The sequence below is a fragment of the Streptomyces sp. NPDC005393 genome (assembly GCF_040606675.1).
Lineage (GTDB): Bacteria > Actinomycetota > Actinomycetes > Streptomycetales > Streptomycetaceae > Streptomyces.
On sequence record NZ_JBEXFG010000034.1, the window covers coordinates 1 to 20,475 of the forward strand.

15 protein-coding genes and 1 pseudogene are annotated in these 20,475 nt (G+C 71.2%); 3 read left to right on the forward strand and 13 right to left on the reverse strand.

The features are described from left to right. Positions 1-403: 403 nt before the first annotated feature. From ABZS71_RS24790 to mshD, 3 genes and pseudogenes are all read right to left on the reverse strand, one after another. Positions 404-715: pseudogene (locus ABZS71_RS24790) on the reverse strand (CHAD domain-containing protein); the annotation flags it as partial. An 88-nt stretch (positions 716-803) separates the two neighbouring features. After that, entirely contained in the window at positions 804-3,056 is a 2,253-nt protein-coding gene (locus ABZS71_RS24795; RefSeq protein WP_356213686.1) for an RNA degradosome polyphosphate kinase, read from the reverse strand. 426 nt (positions 3,057-3,482) lie between these two features. Beyond that, complete coding sequence (gene mshD, locus ABZS71_RS24800) at positions 3,483-4,415, reverse strand: mycothiol synthase (protein WP_355841884.1); 933 nt, start codon at positions 4,413-4,415, stop codon at positions 3,483-3,485. A 220-nt stretch (positions 4,416-4,635) separates the two neighbouring features. On the opposite strand from mshD, the gene ABZS71_RS24805 reads away from it, so the two are divergent. Together ABZS71_RS24805 and ABZS71_RS24810 are read left to right on the forward strand one after the other, a co-directional pair. Next, positions 4,636-6,477 (forward strand): bifunctional metallophosphatase/5'-nucleotidase, encoded by a 1,842-nt coding sequence (locus ABZS71_RS24805; RefSeq protein WP_356213688.1) that lies wholly within the window; start codon positions 4,636-4,638, stop codon positions 6,475-6,477. 188 nt (positions 6,478-6,665) lie between these two features. Continuing rightward, positions 6,666-9,146, forward strand: a complete 2,481-nt coding sequence (locus ABZS71_RS24810; RefSeq protein ID WP_356213691.1) for an NACHT domain-containing protein — start codon at positions 6,666-6,668, stop codon at positions 9,144-9,146. A gap of 197 nt (positions 9,147-9,343) precedes the next feature. On the opposite strand, the gene ABZS71_RS24815 is transcribed toward ABZS71_RS24810, so the two are convergent. After that, a complete protein-coding gene (locus ABZS71_RS24815) occupies positions 9,344-11,869 on the reverse strand; it encodes an ATP-dependent Clp protease ATP-binding subunit (protein ID WP_356213693.1) in 2,526 nt (841 codons plus the stop codon). A gap of 463 nt (positions 11,870-12,332) precedes the next feature. Here ABZS71_RS24815 and ABZS71_RS24820 point away from each other — a divergent pair, with 463 nt between their 5' ends. After that, positions 12,333-12,917: an SCO3374 family protein gene (locus tag ABZS71_RS24820; protein ID WP_356213695.1), complete on the forward strand. Its 585-nt coding sequence runs from the start codon at positions 12,333-12,335 to the stop codon at positions 12,915-12,917. A gap of 5 nt (positions 12,918-12,922) precedes the next feature. Here the strand turns inward: ABZS71_RS24820 and ABZS71_RS24825 are convergent, their stop codons facing one another. From ABZS71_RS24825 to panC, 9 genes are all read right to left on the reverse strand, one after another. Then, positions 12,923-13,258 carry an Lsr2 family protein gene (locus ABZS71_RS24825; RefSeq protein ID WP_355841869.1) on the reverse strand — a complete coding sequence of 112 codons (336 nt, stop codon included), beginning with the start codon at positions 13,256-13,258 and terminating at the stop codon, positions 12,923-12,925. A gap of 220 nt (positions 13,259-13,478) precedes the next feature. Further along, positions 13,479-14,000, reverse strand: a complete 522-nt coding sequence (locus ABZS71_RS24830; protein WP_355841866.1) for an amino-acid N-acetyltransferase — start codon at positions 13,998-14,000, stop codon at positions 13,479-13,481. 22 nt (positions 14,001-14,022) lie between these two features. After that, positions 14,023-14,418: a BlaI/MecI/CopY family transcriptional regulator gene (locus ABZS71_RS24835; RefSeq protein WP_355841863.1), complete on the reverse strand. Its 396-nt coding sequence runs from the start codon at positions 14,416-14,418 to the stop codon at positions 14,023-14,025. A gap of 112 nt (positions 14,419-14,530) precedes the next feature. Beyond that, the gene (locus ABZS71_RS24840; RefSeq protein WP_356213697.1) at positions 14,531-14,710 is read right to left on the reverse strand and encodes a hypothetical protein; all 180 of its coding nucleotides are present in this window, start codon (positions 14,708-14,710) and stop codon (positions 14,531-14,533) included. A 51-nt stretch (positions 14,711-14,761) separates the two neighbouring features. After that, on the reverse strand, positions 14,762-15,505 hold the full coding sequence (locus tag ABZS71_RS24845; protein WP_356213699.1) for a hypothetical protein: 744 nt from the start codon (positions 15,503-15,505) through the stop codon (positions 14,762-14,764). A gap of 423 nt (positions 15,506-15,928) precedes the next feature. Then, entirely contained in the window at positions 15,929-16,726 is a 798-nt protein-coding gene (locus ABZS71_RS24850; RefSeq protein WP_355841857.1) for a type III pantothenate kinase, read from the reverse strand. Positions 16,727-16,728: 2 nt separating this feature from the next. Beyond that, on the reverse strand, positions 16,729-17,772 hold the full coding sequence (nadC, locus tag ABZS71_RS24855) for a carboxylating nicotinate-nucleotide diphosphorylase (protein ID WP_355841854.1): 1,044 nt from the start codon (positions 17,770-17,772) through the stop codon (positions 16,729-16,731). Further along, positions 17,769-19,517, reverse strand: coding sequence for an L-aspartate oxidase (locus tag ABZS71_RS24860; protein WP_356213701.1), 1,749 nt, complete (start codon positions 19,515-19,517; stop codon positions 17,769-17,771). Before ABZS71_RS24860 ends, nadC begins: the two co-directional genes overlap by 4 nt. Further along, positions 19,514-20,401 (reverse strand): pantoate--beta-alanine ligase, encoded by an 888-nt coding sequence (gene panC / locus ABZS71_RS24865; RefSeq protein WP_356213765.1) that lies wholly within the window; start codon positions 20,399-20,401, stop codon positions 19,514-19,516. The genes ABZS71_RS24860 and panC overlap by 4 nt, the downstream gene beginning before the upstream one ends. Positions 20,402-20,475: the final 74 nt, after the last annotated feature.

A 20,475-nucleotide genomic window follows, 5' to 3' on the forward strand; every position in this document is an offset into this window, starting at 1 on the left:
GAGCGCACCGTCGAATCGCTGCGCGGCGCGCACCGGGCCACCGTGCACCTCTACAACGCCACCGCCCCCACCTTCCGCCGGGTCGTCTTCCGGGGCCGGCAGGGTCCGCGGCTCCGGCGCCCGGCGCGCGGGTCGCGAGCGAGACGCTGCGGCGCGCGGCGCGGGCGGAACGGGGCGTGGCGGAACCAGCGGCGGAACCGGATGAGCCGGACGGACCGGCCGGCGCGCCGTCGATACCGACCGTGACTCCGCCGCGCGAGGCGCGCGCGGGGCTCGCGGCGCCGCCGGCCGGGTCGGTGGACGCCGTGCCCTCACCGGTCGCCGTGTCCCCCAGGGGCGAGCGGTCCGGCTGGCCGCCCACGCCCGAGAGCCGGTGCAGGGCGCAGCGCAGCCGGGCCAGCCGCTCGGCGTACGCGTGCTCCAGCGCCAATGTGCCCGACAGCCACGCCAGCTCGGCGCGGAGCTGGTCGGACCAGGCCGTATCGGTGAGCGGGCGGTAGACGTACAGCGCGCCGCTGATCCGCCGGGCGGCCCGGCGCAGCAGCCGGGCGGCCTCGGCCGCCTCCTCGACATCGGATCCGCTCTCGCGGTGCAGCCGCAGACTGCGCAGGAAGTCCCCGGCCTGGGCGTGCAGATACGCCGACAGCACCTCCCCCGCCGTCGCCCGGCCCGCCGCCGATCCCTCCGGCAGCAGCTCGGTCGTGCGCTCCGTCATGTCGTCGTACCCCCCGGGCCCCGGCGCGGTGGGGCGGGGCGGGGTACCTGGCGCCTGCCCGGCCCCCGTAATCCCGAAGAGCGGCAGGTCATGTCGTTGAACCACGCCGTCGCCTCCGGGCGTCTATGAGCATCTCCTGAACATTCCGCAGCGGCTGACCGTCCGCGTCCGTCGCATGCCGCGTCCATTCGCCGTCCGGGCCCAGATGCCAGGAGGAGGTGGAGTCGGACATACCGGTTTCCAGCAGACGGTTGAGCGCGGCGCGGTGGGCGGGGTCGGTGACCCGTACCAGCGCCTCTATCCGGCGGTCCAGATTCCGGTGCATCATGTCGGCGCTGCCGATCCATACCTCCGGCTCGCCACCGTTCCCGAACGCGAACACCCGCGAGTGCTCAAGGAACCGCCCCAGGATGGAGCGGACCCGGATGTTCTCCGAGAGCCCGGGGACGCCCGGCCGGAGCGCGCAGATGCCGCGCACCCACACATCGACCGGCACCCCGGCCCGCGCCGCGCCGTAGAGGGCGTCGATGACGGCCTCGTCGACCATCGAATTGACCTTGATCCGGATATACGCGGGGCGCCCCGCACGATGGTGCGTGATCTCCTTGTTGATCCGCGTGATCAGCCCGTCGCGCAGCGACTTGGGAGCGACCAGCAGCCGCCGATAGGTCTCGCGCCGGGAGTAGCCGCTGAGCCGGTTGAAGAGGTCGGAGAGGTCCGCGCCGACCTTCGGATCGGCCGTCAGCAGCCCCAGATCCTCGTACAGCCGGGCCGTCTTCGGGTGGTAGTTGCCGGTGCCGACATGCGAGTAGCGGCGCAGCGTATCGCCTTCCTGGCGGACCACCAGCGACAGCTTGCAGTGGGTCTTCAGGCCCACCAGGCCGTAGACCACATGGCAGCCGGCCTCCTCCAGCTTGCGCGCCCACTTGATGTTGGCCTGCTCGTCGAAGCGGGCCTTGATCTCGACGAGCACCAGCACCTGCTTACCGGACTCGGCGGCGTCGATGAGCGCGTCGACGATCGGCGACTTGCCGGAGGTCCGGTAGAGCGTCTGCTTGATCGCGAGAACGTCCGGGTCGGCGGCGGCCTGCTCCAGGAACGCCTGGACGGAGGTGGAGAAGGAGTCGTACGGATGGTGCAGCAGGACGTCCCGCTCGCGCAGCGCGGCGAAGATGTCGGGCGCGGAGGCGGACTCCACCTCGGCGAGATCACGGTGGGTGCCCGCGACGAACTTCGGGTACTTCAGCTCGGGCCGGTCGGACGCGGCTATGTCGAAGAGCGCGGTCAGGTCGAGCGGCCCGGGGAGCGGATAGACCTCGGCCTCGGAGACCTTCAGCTCGCGCACCAGCAGGTCCAGGACGTACGGGTCGATGGACTCCTCGACCTCCAGCCGCACCGGAGGCCCGAAGCGGCGCCGCAGCAGCTCCTTCTCCAGGGCCTGGAGGAGATTCTCCGCGTCGTCCTCCTCGACCTCCAGGTCCTCGTTGCGGGTCACCCGGAACATATGGTGCGCGAGCACCTCCATGCCGGGGAACAGCTCCTCCAGATGCGCCGCGATCACGTCCTCCAGCGGCACATACCGCTGCGGCGACGCCTCCAGGAACCGCGAGAGCAGCGGCGGAACCTTCACCCGTGCGAAATGATCGTGGCCGCTCACCGGGTTGCGCACGACGACCGCGAGATTGAGCGAGAGCCCCGAGATATAGGGGAAGGGGTGCGCCGGGTCCACCGCCAGCGGGGTCAGCACGGGGAAGATCTGCTGGCGGAAGAGGGTGAAGAGGCGGGACTGTTCCTTCTCGGTGAGATCCGGCCAGCGGATCAGATGGATGCCCTCCTCGGCGAGCGCCGGGGCGATGTCCTGCTGATAGCAGGCGGCGTGCCGGGCCATGAGCTCACGGGACCGGGTCCATATCAGCTCCAGCACCTCACGGGGCTGCAGCCCGGAGGCGGAGCGGGTGGCGACGCCGGTCGCGATGCGCCGCTTGAGACCCGCGACCCGCACCATGAAGAACTCGTCCAGGTTGCTGGCGAAGATCGCGAGGAAGTTCGCCCGCTCCAGCAGCGGGGTCGCCGGGTCCTCGGCGAGTTCCAGCACCCGCTCGTTGAACGCCAGCCAGCTGCGCTCGCGGTCCAGGAACCGCCCCTGGGGCAGCTCGCCCTCCAGATCGGGCCCGGTACCGTCCTCGTACGAATCCAGATCGGCGTCGAGGTCAGGGTCCAGCGACCGCACCGCCGGGGCGGCGACCGCATGCGGCCGGTGGGCCGCGATCGAGCCGACCGAGGGCTGAGGCTGGGGCTGGGGCTGGGGGGTAACCGATGCCTGACCGCTGGAAGTGCTCATGACCTTATTGTTCCGCGCCGGGACGGAATGCGGCGTGACCGGAGCGGGTGCGGGAGCGGCACGGAGCCTCCGGTTCGACGAATTCGGCACAGCGGACTGCATTCAGTGATGCTTGCAACCGAGATTGAATCGCCGGTAACGGAGACATGGCGCGTAGGAAATCGGGATCCATCCCGCAGGGGTCCCGACGATCCTGACCGCGTCGTCCTCGCTCGCCACCTCACTGGATCCATCCCGCAGGCGTCCCGACGGTCCTGACCCCGTCGCCCTCGCTCGCCACCTCACTGGATCCATCCCGCAGGGGTCCCGACGGTCCTGACCGCGTCGTCCTCGCTCGCCACCTCACTGGATCCATCCCGCAGGCGTCCCGACGGTCCCCACTGCCCCGACTGTCCCGACCCCGCCGGATCACCGCACCCGGGCGCCTCAGGTCTCGGTGCGGTACATCAGGTCCGCCTCATGCGTGACAAAGCCGAGCCGATCGTAGACAGCGACGGCGGCGAGGTTGTCGGCGTCCACGTAGAGCATCGCGGTCGGCAACCCCTGGGCGGCCAGATGCCGCAGCCCGATCGCGGTCAGCGCCCGGCCGAGCCCGCCGCCCTGGGCGTCCGGCCGCACCCCCACCACATACACCTCGCCCAGCCGCTCCTCACCGTGCACCTTCGTCCAGTGGAATCCGACGATCTCACCCTCGCGTTCGGCGAGAAAGAACCCTTCGGGGTCGAACCAGTCCTCCCCCATACGGTCATCCAGATCGCGCTGGGTGAGCGAACCCTGCTCGGGGTGGTGGGCGAAGGCCGCGGCGTTGGCGGCCAGCCAGCCGGCGTCGTCCTCGCCCGGCCGGAAGGTCCGTACGGTCACCCCTTCCGGCAGCGTGGGCTCGTCGATGCCGAGCTCCGCGAGCGATCCGAGCGGCCGCCGCATCTGGCGCAGCTCGCGGAACAGGGTCAGCCCCAGCACCTGCGCGAGATGGCGCGCGGAGGCGTGGCCGCCGTGCGCCCACACCCGCAGCCGCTTACCGGACTCCTTCAGCAGGGTCACCCCCAGCGCCCGGCCGTGCCCCCGCCCGCGGTGCGCCGGATGCACGACCAGTTCGGCGGCCGGGGCCTCCACCGGGTCGGTGTCCTCCAGTTGCGCGTATCCGACCAGCCCGCCGCTCGGTTCGCGCAGCACCAGATGGCGTACCCCCTGCCGCTGCCCCCGCAGCTGTAGCCGCCCCTGTTCGGACACGGCCTGTTGCCCGTCGGCGCGCGCGGATTCCGTGATCAGCCGCAGCACCTCCTGGGCCACGGCGGGCGTCAGCTCCTCGAGGACCTCGATGCGGCGGGCCCCGGCCGCCTCGTTCACCACGTCATTCATGGGGCCGAGCCTACGACTCGGCCCCGGCGCGGCAGGCTGCCGCACCCGGCGACCCTGGCGCGTCTCGGCCCCCCGGGACGGGACATACCCCCCGAATGGGCGAGCTCCGGATCATGGCCGCCCCCGCGCAACCAGCTCGTAACCTCATCCCCCTGCCCCGCTACGCGCGTTGACCGTAAGCTGCCGCCCACCAACCACCACGGGGCACAAAGGGGACGACATGCCAGCGAGACCTCAACGGCGCGGGGCGGCCCGCCGGTTGGCCACGGGCGTCGCGGTGCTGGCGGCCACGGCCGGCATCCTGTCCGCCGCCAACCCGGACGCGCAGGCCGGCACCGCGGACAAGCACCGCCCGGTCAGCGCCGCGGACAAGCACCGCCCGGCCCGCACCGTCGATGTGCAGCTGCTGTCCTTCAACGATCTGCACGGAAACCTGGAGCCCCCGCAGGGCTCCTCGGGCACCGTCACCGAGACCCAGGCCGACGGCACCACCAAGTCCGTCCCGGCGGGCGGCGTCGAATACCTCGCCACCTCCCTCCGCAAGGCCCGCGCGGGTCATCAGTACTCCGTCACCGCCGCCGGCGGCGACATGATCGGCGCGAGCCCGCTGCTGTCCGGGCTCTTCCACGACGAGCCGACCATCGAGGCGCTCAACAAGCTCGACCTCGATGTGACGTCGGTCGGCAACCACGAGTTCGACGAGGGCGCGACCGAGCTCGCCCGGATGCAGAACGGCGGCTGCCACCCGAAGGACGGCTGCTACGAGAAGGGCAAGACCTTCCAGGGCGCCGACTTCCCCTACTTGGCCGCGAACGTCACCGACGAGAAGACCGGCAAGCCCCTCCTCAAGCCCTACACCGTGTGGACCCACAAGGGCGTGAGGATCGGCTTCATCGGAGTCACGCTCGAGGGCACCCCGGACATCGTCACCGCCGAGGGCGTCAAGGGCCTGAAGTTCCATGACGAGGTCGAGACGATCAACAAGTACGCCAAGGAGCTGCAGCGCAAGGGCGTCAAGTCGATCGTCGCGCTCATCCACGAGGGCGGGCTGCCCGCCTCCTCCTCGTACAACTACGACTGCGACAGCCCCGGCGCGGGCAACGGCCTCTCCGGCCCCATCGTGGACATCGCCAAGCACGTCACCCCGAAGGTCGACGCCCTGGTCACCGGCCACACCCACCAGGCGTACGCGTGCACCGTCCCGGACCCGTCCGGCACCCCACGCACCGTCACCTCCGCCGCCTCCTTCGGCCGTCTCTACACCGACACCACGCTCACCTACGACCGCCGCACCGGCGACATCGTGCGGACGAGCGTGAAGGGCGCGAACGCGGCGAACCACGTGGTCAACCGCGACCAGCCCAAGGCCCCGGACATGACCTCGCTGATCGCCCGCTGGAACAAGCTGGCCGCCCCGGTCGCCGGCAAGCCGGTCGGCCACGTCTCCGCCGAGATCCCCGGCCGCGGCTCCGGCGCCTACGAGTCGCCGCTCGGTGACGTCATCTCCGACGGCCAGCTCGAAGCGCTCTCCCCCACCGACAAGGGCGGCGCCCAACTCGCCCTCATGAACCCCGGCGGCATCCGCTCCGACCTCGCCTACAAGGCGTCGGGCAGCGAGGGGGACGGAGTCGTCACCTACGGCGAGGCCTTCACCGTCCAGCCCTTCACCAACATGATGAACGTCGTCGACCTGACCGGCGCCCAGCTCATCACCGCGCTCCAGCAGCAGGTCAGCGGCTCGAACGAGGCCAGCCCGAAGATCCTCCAGGTCTCCAGGGGCTTCACCTACACCCTCGACCTCACCCAGTCCGGCAAGGACCGCGTCGTCACCGACTCGGTCAAGCTGAACGGTGAGCCGATCGACCCGGCCAAGACCTACCGCGTCGCGATGAACGAATTCCTCGCGGGCGGCGGCGACGGCTTCCCCGTCTTCAAGGACGGCAAGAACAAGCTCGTCGGCGCCTCCGACCTGGACGCCTTCACCGCCTACCTGGGCGCCCACTCATCGGCGTCCTCCCCCTTGTCCCCGCCACCGGCGGACCGCATCACGATCAAGAAGTAACCCGCCACACGCACCACCGCGGCCCGGCTTCCCCCACAGGGGCGCCGGGCCGCGGTGCGTCAGAGCCTGACGTACAGCCCGTGCCGTGCCCCCGCCCGCCCCCCGTGAATCCCCGGCGGCGGGCCCCGGATCGCCCTACCCTGGAGGTCTTCGGAACGGCCGACACAGCCACGGGGGGACCGGGGCGCATGGATCCCGCAGTCATCAGCGCCCGGCTCGCGCCGGGTGTCGTCGTACCGCTGATCGCGCAGCTCTTCGTGACGGAGGGGCCCGGGGGACTGCCGGGGGATCGCCCGGTGCGGATTTCGGCGTTGGTGTCCTTCCAGGGGGATCGGCGCACACTGACCGAGCGCGATCTGACGCGGGTGGCCGGGGCGTTGGCGGAGGAGGCGCTGTGCGGAGTGCCTCTCGCGGAGAGGCGGGCGGTGACCGACGCGCTGGCGCGGACGCTGCACGCGCTCGGCACGGTGGACATGGACGACCTGCAGGCGGTGCGGCTGGGGCCCGAGGGGTTCGCGCGGCATCTGGCGGTCGCGGCGCCGGACGCCGACCGGGAGTTGTCGGCGGAGGCCGCCCGGCTGCACTCCGCGCTGTCGCGGGCCGTCTGCCCGCATATCCTGCGCTTCCTCACCGGGCGGTCCGCGTTTGTCACGGCCGCCGAGGACGCCGTCTTCGAGGAGCGTTACGCCCGGGACATCGTGGCCGGCCACGACCATCTGACGATCTACGGCATCGATCTGGCCGACTCCCCCGACACCTGGCCCCTGGACGCCGCGTATCTCAGCCTGGAGACCGAGACCGACGCGGGCCCCTCCGCCCCCGCCGAGCAGGCGCTGACCGGGCGGGACCGGGTGCTGCTGTGGGGCGTGGCGGGGTCGGGCAAGACCACGCTGGTGCAGTGGCTCGCGGTGTCCGTGGCGCGCGGCGATCTGCCCGCCCCGCTGGAGGGGCTGCGCGGGCGGGTGCCGTTCGTGCTGCCGGTGCGCAGATTCCGCCGCGACGGCTTTCCGGCGCCGGCCGCCTTTCTGTCCGCCGTCCGCCATCCCCAGGCCGGCGCCCAGCCGCCCGGCTGGGCCGAGCGGGTGCTGTCCGACGGGCGCGGGCTGCTGCTGGTCGACGGGATCGACGAGGCGCCCGAGGAGGACCGCGAGCAGCTGCGGCAGGCGCTGCGCGAGCTCCCGGCGCGCTATCCGGGAAATGTCTGGCTGGTCACCTCGCGCCCCTCGGCGGTACGGGAGAACTGGCTGGCCTCCGACCGCTTCGCCGAGCTGAAGCTGGCCCCGATGAGCCGCGAGGGCGTCACCGCATTCATTCGGCGCTGGCACACGGCGGCCCGCCAGGACGGAGCGGGCGGCACGGATCTCGACCTGCTGGACGGTTACGAGGAAACGCTGCTGGATGCCGTACGGATTACCCGGGACCTGGGGCGGCTGGCCACCAATCCGCTGATGTGCGGCCTCATCTGCGCGCTGCACCGGGACCGCCGGGGCTATCTGCCGCGCGGCCGGAAAGCCCTCTATGACGCGGCGCTTTCCATGCTGCTGGAACGGCGCGACCGCGAGCGCGCCATGCCGCCGCCGGATGGAATCGACCTTCCGCAGGAACCGAAGATCCGGCTGCTGCAGAAGCTCGCGCACTGGATGCTCCTCAACGGCAGGTCCGAAATGGACCGCGCCACCGCGATCGAGACCCTCGCCCGGCATCTTCCGGCCATTCCGCACGCGGCACGGCAGGGCGGGCCCGAGGAGATTTACCGCCATCTGCTCAACCGGACCGGTCTATTGCGCGAGCCCGCACCCGGATCGGTCGATTTCGTACACCGAACGTTCCAGGACTATCTGAGTGCCAGAGCGGTCGTGGAACGGCACGATTTCGACTTCCTGATCGACCACGCACACCTGGACGACTGGGAAGAAGTGATCAGAATGTCCGTCGCGCTCGCCCGCCCCGATGAATGCGTCTACCTCCTGGAGGGGCTGCTGGCCGCCCGTAAAGACGCCCGGCCGGTCCATGCCCGCCATCGCAAACTGCTCGCGGCCGCGTGCCTGGAACACGCGACGGAGCTGGCCCCCGAGGTACGTTCCCGGGTGCACCGCTATACCCGGGATCTGGTCCGTCCGACCACCCTGGAAGGCGCCCGCGCACTCGGCTGGATCGGGCCTATCGTGCTGGAAATGCTGCCCGATCCGACGGGCGTATCCGATGAGGAGGCCCATCGGCTGGCCGTGACCGCCGGCTCGATAGCCGACGACCGCGCCATCGACTATCTGGCCCGGCTGCGGGACCGCACCTCATGGGCGGTGCGGTCCCAGCTGGCCGGTGCCTGGCGGCGTTATGACACCGACCGCTACGCCGAGGAAATCATCGCCCATCTCGATGAGCGCGAACTCGACTTTCCGGTGACGGACCCGGATGAGCTACGGGCGCTGCGCCGGCTCGGCGGGCGTCCCTGCGTACAGATCGCGGGCGCTTTCACCCCGCGCCAGCTGACCGAGGGGCTGGTCGCCGAGCGGCTGACCGAGCTGTGGCTCGCGTACGACCTGGGCGAGCAGCGGAATCTGCGGTGGCTGAGCGCCTTCCCCCGGCTGCACACGCTGCGGGTGAGCGCCCGCAATGCCGAGGTGACCGGCGTACCGGAGGGCGTCCAGGTCATCGTGGCGGGCAGCTGAGCCCGCGGGCGGCTGAGGGCCCCGCACAACAGCGCTGGGGGCGCCGCCGCCGGTCGTCCCGCAGGGGCCCAGGCCGGGGAGACCGGGCGGGAGCCCCAGGAGCCGCGTCAGGGCCCGCGCAGGGGCGAGCCAGAAAAAGGGGCCGCCCCGGACCGTGCACGGTCCGGGGCGGCCCCTCAGCGCAGCCGGCGCGGCGCTTAGGCTTCCTTGCTCAGGTTCGGGCCCGCGCCACCGGCGGCGGACTCGATCGGCGGGGTGTCGGGCAGCGGCGACTTCTCCTCGCCGCGGAAGGTGAACTTCTTCTCCTCACCCTCGCCCTCGCTGTCCACGACCACGATGTGGCCCGGACGCAGCTCGCCGAAGAGGATCTTCTCCGACAGGATGTCCTCGATCTCGCGCTGGATCGTCCGGCGCAGCGGCCGGGCGCCCAGGACCGGGTCGTAGCCCTTCTTGGCGAGCAGCTTCTTGGCCTCGCCGCTGAGCTCGATGCCCATGTCGCGGTCCTTGAGCCGCTCGTCCACCTTGGTGATCATGAGGTCGACGATCTGGATGATGTCTTCCTCGGTGAGCTGGTGGAAGACGACGGTGTCGTCGACACGGTTGAGGAACTCGGGCCGGAAGTGCTGCTTGAGCTCCTCGTTGACCTTGTTCTTCATCCGCTCGTAGCCGGTCTTCGCATCGCCCTGGGCGGCGAAGCCCAGGTTGAAGCCCTTGGAGATGTCCCGGGTGCCGAGGTTGGTGGTCATGATGATCACCGTGTTCTTGAAGTCCACGACCCGGCCCTGGGAGTCGGTCAGCCGACCGTCCTCCAGGATCTGCAGCAGCGAGTTGAAGATGTCCGGGTGGGCCTTCTCGACCTCGTCGAAGAGGACCACGGAGAACGGCTTGCGGCGCACCTTCTCGGTGAGCTGGCCGCCCTCCTCGTAGCCCACGTATCCGGGCGGAGAGCCGAAGAGCCGCGAGACGGTGTGCTTCTCGCTGAACTCCGACATGTCGAGCGAGATCATCGCGTCCTCGTCGCCGAAGAGGAACTCGGCGAGAGTCTTGCTGAGCTCGGTCTTACCGACACCGGACGGGCCCGCGAAGATGAAGGAGCCGCCGGGGCGCTTGGGGTCCTTGAGGCCCGCACGCGTACGCCGGATGGCCTGGGAGAGCGCCTTGATGGCGTCCTTCTGGCCGATGACGCGCTTGTGCAGCTCGTCCTCCATGCGCAGCAGCCGGGAGGACTCCTCCTCGGTGAGCTTGAAGACCGGGATGCCGGTGGCCGTGGCCAGGACCTCGGCGATCAGCTCCTCGTCGACCTCGGCGACGACGTCCATGTCGCCGGCCTTCCACTCCTTCTCCCGCTTCGCCTTCGCGGCCAGGAGCTGCTTCTCCTTGTCGCGCAGGCCCGCGGCCATCTCGAAGTCCTGCGAGTCGATCGCGGACTCCTTCTCCCGGCGCACATCGGCGATCTTCTCGTCGAACTCGCGCAGGTCCGGCGGCGCGGTCATCCGGCGGATCCGCATCCGGGAGCCGGCCTCGTCGATCAGGTCGATCGCCTTGTCCGGCAGGAAGCGGTCCGAGATGTAGCGGTCGGCCAGGGTGGCGGCCGCGACCAGGGCCGAGTCCGTGATCGAGACGCGGTGGTGCGCCTCGTAACGGTCCCGCAGGCCCTTGAGGATCTCGATGGTGTGGGGCAGCGACGGCTCGGCGACCTGGATGGGCTGGAAGCGGCGCTCCAGCGCCGCGTCCTTCTCCAGGTACTTGCGGTACTCGTCGAGGGTCGTCGCGCCGATGGTCTGCAGCTCGCCTCGCGCCAGCATGGGCTTGAGGATGCTCGCGGCGTCGATCGCGCCCTCGGCGGCACCCGCACCCACCAGGGTGTGGAGCTCGTCGATGAACAGGATGATGTCGCCGCGGGTGCGGATCTCCTTGAGCACCTTCTTCAGGCGCTCCTCGAAGTCACCGCGGTAGCGGGAGCCCGCGACCAGGGCGCCCAGGTCCAGGGTGTAGAGGTGCTTGTCCTTGAGGGTCTCGGGCACCTCGCCCTTGACGATGGCCTGGGCCAGCCCCTCGACGACCGCCGTCTTGCCGACGCCGGGCTCGCCGATGAGGACCGGGTTGTTCTTGGTACGGCGCGACAGCACCTGCATGACCCGCTCGATCTCCTTCTCGCGCCCGATGACCGGGTCGAGCTTGGATTCGCGGGCGGCCTGCGTGAGATTGCGGCCGAACTGGTCCAGGACGAGCGAGGTGGAGGGAGTGCCCTCCGCCGGGCCGCCGGCGGTGGCGGCCTCCTTGCCCTGGTAACCGGAGAGCAGCTGGATGACCTGCTGCCGCACCCGGTTCAGATCGGCGCCCAGCTTCACGAGGACCTGGGCGGCGACGCCCTCGCCCTCGCGGATCAGGCCGAGCAGGATGTGCTCCGTACCGATGTAGTTGTGACCGAGCTGAAGGGCCTCGCGGAGCGACAGCTCCAGAACCTTCTTGGCACGGGGGGTGAAGGGGATGTGACCGGACGGGGCCTGCTGGCCCTGGCCGATGATCTCCTCCACCTGCTGGCGGACCGCCTCGAGCGAAATCCCGAGGCTCTCCAGGGCCTTAGCGGCGACACCCTCACCCTCGTGGATCAGGCCCAGGAGGATGTGCTCAGTGCCGATGTAGTTGTGGTTGAGCATCCGGGCTTCTTCCTGAGCCAGGACGACAACCCGCCGCGCACGGTCGGTGAACCTCTCGAACATCGTTAATCGCTCCTCAGAGCGGTCAGAAAGATCGGGGACGATCCCCTCCCTGTCCTTCCGCATGCTAGTCCCGCAACCCGGGACAGCTCATTCCAACTGCCGACAACCGTCCGGATGACCCCCGCTCGCGCGGGGCAGACAGCCACTGGCCTCCTGCCCGAACGGCCGACAACTGTCTCAACCCGATGGTGCGAGACGATGTTCCCGCAGGCCAAGCCTCTACGCCCACCGTCACTACGCCGATGGCGAACGCCACTCCCTGTCGACATGCGGACCGCCCCTCCCACTAGGGATGTCTTACCCGCTAGGAGAGACAGTCCATGCCGCACGGGCCGGTTCCATCCGCTACGGGCGAACAACCTTGCGCCCGTTCATCACCCCTGCACCACCCCCGGTCGGCACGCAGCGCACGCACGAGCACACGGAGCGTAACCCCCAGGGGAGGCGGGGAGTTTCTCCGGGCATGATCTCCAGTGCCCACGGCGCGAGGCGGTCCGCCCCGGCCGCCCGGTCACGCTGGTACGAGCGGGAGCTGGGCTGGCCGACGGCCGGCAGCGATCCCGTCGAACTGCTCACGGGGGTGGCCTTCGACGTCATCGAACTGCCGGCCGTCGCCGGTTTCGCGATGCTGCGGCGGGTGCCGCGGACCGGTCCGGTCGCGGTGGAGGGGCCCTGGATGCGGCTCCTGGTGGCCCCTGGCGGCGCCGACGAGCTGCCGGAGCTGCTCGACTGGCTGGAGTGGGGCGGCGTGCCCCTGGACCTGGCCGCGATCGGCGTCGGCGGCCGGATCACCGCACCGTGCCCCGCCTCCTCCTGGCCTCCTCCCGCGGCGCCCGCAGTGCGGGGCCCGCAGGAGGCCGCTGTGTGGCTGCGACCTCCCGAGCCGGGGGGCGGGCTGGAGCCGACGCTGCCGGTGACAGGCTTCGGGGGCGATGGGGGCGCCCCCGATCTCGTGCGACTCGTGGCCGCGGCGGCCACGGAGTGCCACCGAGCCCGGTTGCTGCGCGCCCGGCCGCTGCCCAGGCAGCGGCGAGCAGGGAAAGGGTGACGCGCTCAGCCGTTGGCCTTCTCGTACGCCTCACGAACGGTCGCCGGAACACGGCCGCGGTCGTTGACCTCGTAGCCGTTCTCCTTCGCCCAGGCGCGGATCTTCGCGGTGTCCTGGCTGCCGCCCGCCGCCGCGCGCGCCTTGCCGCGGCCGCCGGAGGCCCGGCCACCGGTGCGCCGGCCGCCCTTGGTGTACGGCTCCAGGGCATCCCGGAGCTTGTCCGCGTTGGCAGTGGTGAGGTCGATCTCGTAGCTCTTGCCGTCCAGCGCGAACGTCACGGTCTCGTTCGCCTCGCCGCCGTCGAGGTCGTCGACAAGAAGGACCTGAACCTTCTGTGCCATGGGGCTCCTTTCAGGGAAAACGGGGGGTTCGGGGCGCGGTGTTAGCCGCTGATGTCTCACCCCCCAGGTAATTACACTACGGGGGAATAGCAAACCGCCTTTCCCGAAAAAACACAAACCCCCTGGGAAGGTTCGACCGATCGACCAAGCGGGAAGCCTGCGGGAAGGCGATGTTCCGGAGCTATGTGATAGGGGAGCGATTCGGACATAGGGCCCGCGATCACAGTTGCAGAAGCATCCGGCTGTTGCCAAGGGTGTTCGGCTTCACCCGTTCGAGACCCAGGAACTCGGCGACGCCCTCGTCATAGGAACGCAGGAGCTCGCTGTAGACATCCCCGTCGACCGGGGTCTCGCCGATCTCCACGAAGCCGTGCTTGGTGAAGAAGTCGACTTCGAAGGTGAGGCAGAAAATGCGCCGCACGCCCAGCCAGCGCGCGGTCTGCAACAGCTTGTCGAGCACGAGGTGGCCTACACCACTGCCCTTGAGTGCCGGATGGACGGCGAGAGTGCGAACCTCCGCGAGGTCTTCCCACATGACGTGGAGCGCACCGCAGCCAATGACCTCCGCGTCCTCGTCCCGCTCCGCGACCCAGAACTCCTGGATGTCCTCGTAAAGCGTCACAGTCGCTTTGTCGAGCAGGATGCGATCGCCCACGTAGGAGTCGATGAGGCGGCGCACCGCCCGCACATCGCTGGTCCGGGCACGGCGGACGGTGACTACTTTTGATAGTGGGGAGGACATGACCGGACGCTATCGCCCCGTGTCATCGCCCCGACTCACCGGGGCTCTCGCGGGGCTCGCCGACTTGCGCGACGCGCATGGCATCCCGCAGCGCATCTCGCTGCTCTTCGGACATCATCCCGAAGAACGCGACGAGGGCGGCAGCCGGGTTGTCACTGGCCGACCACGCTTCGTTCATCAGTGCGGCCGAGTAGGCGGCGCGCGTGGAGACCGCGGCATATCGATAGGCGCGGCCTTCCACCTCCCTGCGGAGCCAGCCCTTCTGATGGAGGTTGTCCATTACGGTCATGACGGTGGTGTAGGCGATCGAGCGTTCCCGCTGAAGGTCTTCCAGGACTTCCCGGACCGTGACCGAGCGGTTCCACTTCCACACCCGCGTCATGACCGCGTCTTCGAGCTCTCCCAATGGCCGGGGCACACCGTGAATAATAGTGGGAGATGTCCCGAATGTCGGGAGATTTGCCCGGCAAAAGGCCGCACGTCCCGGGATGCGGTGCATCCCGGGACGTGCGGTGAAGGACGGCGCGCGATCAGGTCGCGTCGCGCGGCGTCGCCTGGCGGTCCGCCTCGGCGCGGGCGAGCGCCGCGTCCACCGCGGCGTCCTCCTTGGCCTTGTTGGCACCGCCCTGGCTCTTCACCATCGTCACGATCAACGCGATGAAGGCCACGGCCATCACGACGGGCGGGACCAGCGCGGAGACGTATTCCATGGCTCTCGGCCTCCTCATGCTCGAGGCCCCCAGATTACGCGGCGCGCGGGGTCAGGCGGAACGCGCCCCCGCGCCGGAGCCGCGCCGCGCCTCGTGATCCTGCGGCGGCGCGGGGCGGCGGCGCTTGGGCGGGAAGACCTCCGCCGGCGTCGGCACCGGGCGCCCGGGGCGCGGTCCACGGCCCGGCTCCCCCCGTTTCGGCTCCTCGCGGTCCGGCGCCGCGGGCTTCTTGTGCGGCTCCCGCTTCGGATCGTCGGCCATCCGCGTGGCCGCCGCGCCGCCCGGCAGGGCGCGCAGCCGAGCCGCCACGGGGCGCGAGCGGGGCAGCAGGGTCAGGCCGGCGCGCTCCGCGAGCCGGGCGCGTACGCCCCGCTCGGCAAGGCGCTCGCAGTGGCTCAGCAGCGCGCGCCGGCGCGCCGCCTCGCCGCCCCCAGTGGGGGACCCGCAGAGCGTACGGAGCGCGGCCAGGTCCTCCGGGAGCGGCTCGTAACCGGCCGCGAGGGCGCCCTGGAGCTGCTCGAGATAGCCGACGGCGGCGCCGGGGAGGGCGGCGCGGTAGCGGGCGAGCTCGTCGAGCAGGAACGCTCGCAGCCGCCCGCCCTCGCGGACCGCTTCGTCCACCGCCTCGGCGAGCCGGAGACAGTCCTGGACCTCCTCCGCCCGGTCCGGGCCGAGGGGGCCGGGAGAGGGAGTGACGGGGTCGGGTTGGAGGGCGATGGCGAGGGCGCGTCGGAGCACACGCAGCTCATCCGCACTGAACGCCATTCCGCCGCGGGATCCATATGGCGTGGGCATGGGGCGACTTTAAGTGCTAAGCGGACAATTTTCGCTGAGCGCCGGACGGTGCGGCGCGTTGCGGGTGGTGGCGCCGCCGTCGCCGCCCTCTCCCCGTGGCTCCCGTCCGCGGAAGCCAGGGGCGCTGGGGTGCTGGGTGCTGGGGTGCGTTCCGGCCCGGATCCCGGCCGGCGCGGGGCGGGACCGCGCTCGGGCCGGCTCTGAGCCGCTCGCGTTCCGCCTGTCAATACGGAATTCGAAGAGTTGTGTTTCTCTTGACCAACTCCTCGGCCGATGGCCCGGAGCCGACGACATCCGCGGCGAATTCGTCGATCCGGTACGGAACGGGGCCGGGAATTCCGAATGGGGCCGAGTGCGCAGGTGAAGACCCGGGCTTTCCGCCGCCCCCGCCCCGGGGCAGGGCCGGCGGGCCGGTGGCGGCTCTCAGCCGCGCGAGATGTTCCGCTCGTAGACCAGCCGGAGGCCGATCAGAGTCAGCCAGGGCTCATGCTCATCGATCACCGAGGACTCCCCCAGCACCATGGGGGCCAGCCCGCCGGTGGCGATGACCGTGACGTCCTCCGGGTCCTGGGCGAGCTCGCGCGCCATGCGCCGGACGATCCCGTCGACCTGGCCCGCGAAGCCGTAGAGGATGCCGGACTGCATGGCCTCCACGGTGTTCTTCCCGATCACACTGCGCGGACGGGCCAGCTCGATCTTGCGCAGCTGGGCGCCGCGCACGCCGAGCGCCTCGACCGAGATCTCGATGCCCGGCGCGATCACCCCGCCCACGTACTCACCGCGCGAGCTGACCGCGTCGAAGGTCGTCGCGGTGCCGAAGTCGACGACCACACACGGGCCTTCGTAGAGCTCGACGGCGGCCAGCGCGTTGATGATCCGGTCCGCGCCGACCTCCTTCGGGTTGTCCATCAGGATCGGCACACCGGTCTTCACCCCCGGCTCGACCAGCACCGACGGCACATCGCCGTAGTAGCGGCGGGTCACCTCGCGCAGCTCGTGCAGGACGGAGGGGACGGTGGCGCAGATCGAGATGCCCTCGATGCCGTCGCCCAGCTCCTCGCCGAGCAGCGGATGCGTCCCCATCAGCCCCTGCAGCAGCACGGCCAGTTCGTCGGCGGTGCGGCGGGCGTCGGTGGAGATCCGCCAGTGCTCGACGATCTCGTCGCCGTCGAACAGCCCCAGCACGGTGTGGGTATTGCCTACGTCGATGGTCAGCAGCATGGTCAGCTCACCTCGGCCTCGCGCAGGTCCAGGCCGATGTCCAGGATCGGGGAGGAGTGGGTGAGCGCGCCGACCGCCACATAGTCGACGCCCGCCTCTGCGTACGTACGGGCATTGGCGAGCGTCAGCCGGCCCGAGGACTCCAGGGCGGCGCGCCCCGCGACCAGCTCGACCGCCTTCCGGGTCAGCTCCGGGGTGAGGTTGTCGAGCAGGATCAGATCCGCGCCCGCCTCCAGCACCGGCGGAATCTGCTCGAGGGTGTCGACCTCCACCTCGATCGGCACATCCGGGAACTCGGCCCGCACCGCGCGGAACGCCTCCGCCACGCCGCCCGCCGCGATCACATGGTTGTCCTTGACGAGCGCGGCGTCCGACAGCGACATACGGTGGTTGACCCCGCCGCCGCAGCGCACCGCGTACTTCTCCAGCGCGCGCAGCCCCGGGGTGGTCTTGCGGGTGTCGCGGACCTTCGTCTCCGTACCCTCCAGGGCGTCCGCCCAGGCGCGGGTCGCGGTCGCGATACCGGAGAGGCGGCACAGCAGGTTGAGCGCGCTGCGCTCGCCGGTCAGCAGATCACGGGTGCGGGTGCGGACGCTGAGCAGCTTCTGGCCGGCGACGACCCGGTCGCCGTCCTCGACATGCCGCTCGACCTCGAACTCGTCGGTGCAGACGACGGACAGGATCGCCTCGGCGATCCGCAGCCCGGCGACGGTGCCCGCCTCACGGGCCGTGAAGTCGCCGGTGGCGAAGGCGTCCTCGGGGACGGTGGCCACGGTCGTGACATCCACGCCCTGGTCGAGGTCCTCCTCGATCGCCATATGGGCGATGTCCTCGACCTGGACGGGGTCGAGCCCGGCGAGGGTCAGCAGCTCGGCGAGGTCGGGGTCGAGGCCGCACTCCATCGGATCGAGCCCGTACGCGTCGTCGGCGTCGTCGCCGCCGCAGCCGCATGCGTCACCGCAGCCCGCCCCCTCGCCGGGGTAGCTGCCGATCTGCAGCAGCGGAAGGGCCACTGGCTGCTTGCGGTCGTCGGAGGTGCTGCTCACTGGTGCGGCTCCGTCTCGGGTCGGGGGGTGGGCTTGGGTGCGGGTGAGGGGAACGCTTCGGAGCCCGTCGTACGGATGTCGAGGGAGCCGTCGGGGCAAAGGGTGGTCAGGAGGTGGCGGCGCCAGCCGGTGTCGTCGCGGTCGGGGCGGTCCTCGCGCCAGTGGCAGCCGCGGGTCTCCTCACGGCGCAGCGCGGCGGCGACCAGGACCCGGGCGACGAGCAGGAGGTTGGCCGCCTCCCAGGTCTCGACACCGGGCTCGGCGGCCTTTCCGTCCCGCCGCAGTGCTTCGACGGCGTCGTACCGCACCGTGTCGAGCTCGGCGGCGGCGCGGGCCAGGCTCTCGGCGGACCGCAGCACGCCGGCGCCGCCGGTCATGATCCGCTGAATCGCGTAGCGGGCCTCGGGGGCCAGCAGCGGCCCCGCGGCCCGGCCGGCGGCCGGGGGGGCCGTCGGCGCCGCCGTCTCAGGGAGCGGGTGGGCGGTGATGTCATCGGCGATGCGCTCCGCGAAGACCAGGCCCTCCAGAAGGGAGTTGGAGGCCAGGCGGTTGGCGCCGTGGACGCCGGTGCAGGCGACCTCGCCGCACGCGTAGAGGCCGGGGACCGTCGTACGGCCGTGCAGATCGGTGCGCACGCCACCGCTCGCGTAGTGGGCGGCGGGGCCAACCGGAATGGGATCGGTCACCGGGTCGATGCCGTGCGCACGGCAGGCGGCGAGGATGGTCGGGAAGCGCCGCTCCCACATCCGCGCCCCGAAGTGGCGGGCGTCCAGGTACATATGCGCGGCGCCCTGCTCCAGCATCCGCCGCATGATGCCCTTGGCGACGATGTCGCGGGGCGCCAGCTCGGCCAGTTCATGCTGCCCCCGCATGAAGCGCACGCCGTCCCCGTCGACGAGATACGCGCCCTCGCCCCGCACCGCCTCGGAGACCAGCGGCTGCTGGCCCTCCGCCTCCGGGCCGAGCCACAGCACCGTGGGGTGGAACTGGACGAATTCGAGGTCGCTGACCTCCGCCCCCGCGCGCAGCGCGAGCGCGACGCCGTCGCCGGTCGAGACGGCGGGGTTGGTGGTCGCGGAGAAGACCTGGCCCATGCCGCCGGTCGCGAGGACGACCGCGCCCGCGCGCACCGCGCCCACGCCGTCGTGCTGACCCTCGCCCATGACGTGGAGGGTGACGCCGGACGCCCGGCCGGACGTGTCCCTCAGCAGATCCAGCGCGAGCGCGTTCTCAACGGTGTCGATCCCGGCCGCGCGCACCGCGTCGACCAGGGCGCGCGAGATCTCCGCACCGGTCGCGTCGCCGCCCGCGTGGGCGATCCGGCGGCGGTGGTGGCCGCCCTCACGGGTCAGCAGGATCTCGCCGGTGATGTCGTCGGCGTCGAAGCGGGCGCCGGTGGCGATGAGCCGGCGCACGGCGTCGGGCCCCTCGGTGACCAGCGTCCGTACGGCCCGCTCGTCACAGAGCCCGGCGCCCGCGACGAGCGTGTCGTCCAGGTGCTGTGCGGGGGTGTCGCCCTCGCCGAGGGCGGCGGCTATGCCGCCCTGGGCCCAGCGCGTGGAGCCGTCGTCGAGCCGGGCCTTGGTGACCACGGTGACCTTCGCCCCGGCGGCGGCGCAGCGCAGCGCGACGGTCAGGCCCGCGACGCCGGAGCCGACGACCACCACATCGGCGGCGATGGCCCAGCCGGGGGCGGGGGCGCGCAGGGCGGTGGCGGGGGCCACCTCGGTCGACCGTCGCGTCATCGGGCGGCTCCGAACCACAGCCGGATGTTGTCTATCAGGCGGGTGGCGCCGACCTTGGCGGCGACGGCGAGAACGGCCTCACCGGTGTGGTCGTCGGGGACCTCGGTGAAGTCGGCCGGGTCGACCAGGGCCACATAGTCGAGGGTGAGCGGTGGTTCGAGGAGGGCCGCCTCGGCGAGCACCGCGCGCGCCGCGGACCGCACCGCCTTCGGGGAGGCGACCCGTATCAGCCCGTCCTGCTCCTCCACAGCCGCGGGCGGCGCGGACCCGGCGCCCTGGGCCGCGAGCGCCCCCGCGTCGCGCCCCGCGAACAGCGCCCGGGACAGGGCCAGCGCGGTGGACCGCTCCGGCGCCAGCAGATAACGGTTACGGCTGGAGAGGGCGAGCCCGTCGCCCTCCCGGATGGTCGGGACGCCGACGACCTCGACCGGGAAGTTCAGATCGCGCACCATGCGCCGGACCAGCGCCAGCTGCTGTGCGTCCTTCTCGCCGAAGAAGGCGATGTCCGGCCGGGTGAGATGGAGCAGCTTGGCGACGACGGTGAGCATCCCGTCGAAGTGGCCGGGCCGGAAGGCGCCCTCGTACCCCTCGCCCATGGGCCCGGCGGCGATCCGGATCCGCGGCTCGCCGCCCGGATACACCTCCTCGGCCGACGGGGCGAACACGATGTCCGCGCCCGCCTCGGCCGCGACCTTGAGGTCGGCGTCGAGCGTGCGCGGATAGCGGTCGAGATCCTCGCCCGCGCCGAACTGCAGCGGGTTCACAAAGACCGTGACGGTCACCAGACCCTTGGCGCCGACCCGCCCGCGGGCGGCGCGGATGAGCGACGCGTGCCCGTCGTGCAGCGCGCCCATCGTCATGACGACCGCCGTACGCCCCGGCATGGCGAAGTGCGCGAGCGCGGTGTCGAATTCCGAGCGGCTCGGGAACAGCTCGGCATCCGGCTCGCCGGGGCACG

Coding starts and splice junctions, on each gene's coding strand:
- ABZS71_RS24795 (WP_356213686.1), bottom strand. CDS start 3,056: ATGAGCACTTCCAGCGGTCAGGCATCGGTTACCCCCCAGCCCCAGCCC.
- mshD (WP_355841884.1), bottom strand. CDS start 4,415: ATGAATGACGTGGTGAACGAGGCGGCCGGGGCCCGCCGCATCGAGGTC.
- ABZS71_RS24805 (WP_356213688.1), top strand. CDS start 4,636: ATGCCAGCGAGACCTCAACGGCGCGGGGCGGCCCGCCGGTTGGCCACG.
- ABZS71_RS24810 (WP_356213691.1), top strand. CDS start 6,666: ATGGATCCCGCAGTCATCAGCGCCCGGCTCGCGCCGGGTGTCGTCGTA.
- ABZS71_RS24815 (WP_356213693.1), bottom strand. CDS start 11,869: ATGTTCGAGAGGTTCACCGACCGTGCGCGGCGGGTTGTCGTCCTGGCT.
- ABZS71_RS24820 (WP_356213695.1), top strand. CDS start 12,333: ATGATCTCCAGTGCCCACGGCGCGAGGCGGTCCGCCCCGGCCGCCCGG.
- ABZS71_RS24825 (WP_355841869.1), bottom strand. CDS start 13,258: ATGGCACAGAAGGTTCAGGTCCTTCTTGTCGACGACCTCGACGGCGGC.
- ABZS71_RS24830 (WP_355841866.1), bottom strand. CDS start 14,000: ATGTCCTCCCCACTATCAAAAGTAGTCACCGTCCGCCGTGCCCGGACC.
- ABZS71_RS24840 (WP_356213697.1), bottom strand. CDS start 14,710: ATGGAATACGTCTCCGCGCTGGTCCCGCCCGTCGTGATGGCCGTGGCC.
- ABZS71_RS24845 (WP_356213699.1), bottom strand. CDS start 15,505: ATGCCCACGCCATATGGATCCCGCGGCGGAATGGCGTTCAGTGCGGAT.
- ABZS71_RS24850 (WP_355841857.1), bottom strand. CDS start 16,726: ATGCTGCTGACCATCGACGTAGGCAATACCCACACCGTGCTGGGGCTG.
- ABZS71_RS24860 (WP_356213701.1), bottom strand. CDS start 19,517: ATGACGCGACGGTCGACCGAGGTGGCCCCCGCCACCGCCCTGCGCGCC.
- panC (WP_356213765.1), bottom strand. CDS start 20,401: ATGCCGGGGCGTACGGCGGTCGTCATGACGATGGGCGCGCTGCACGAC.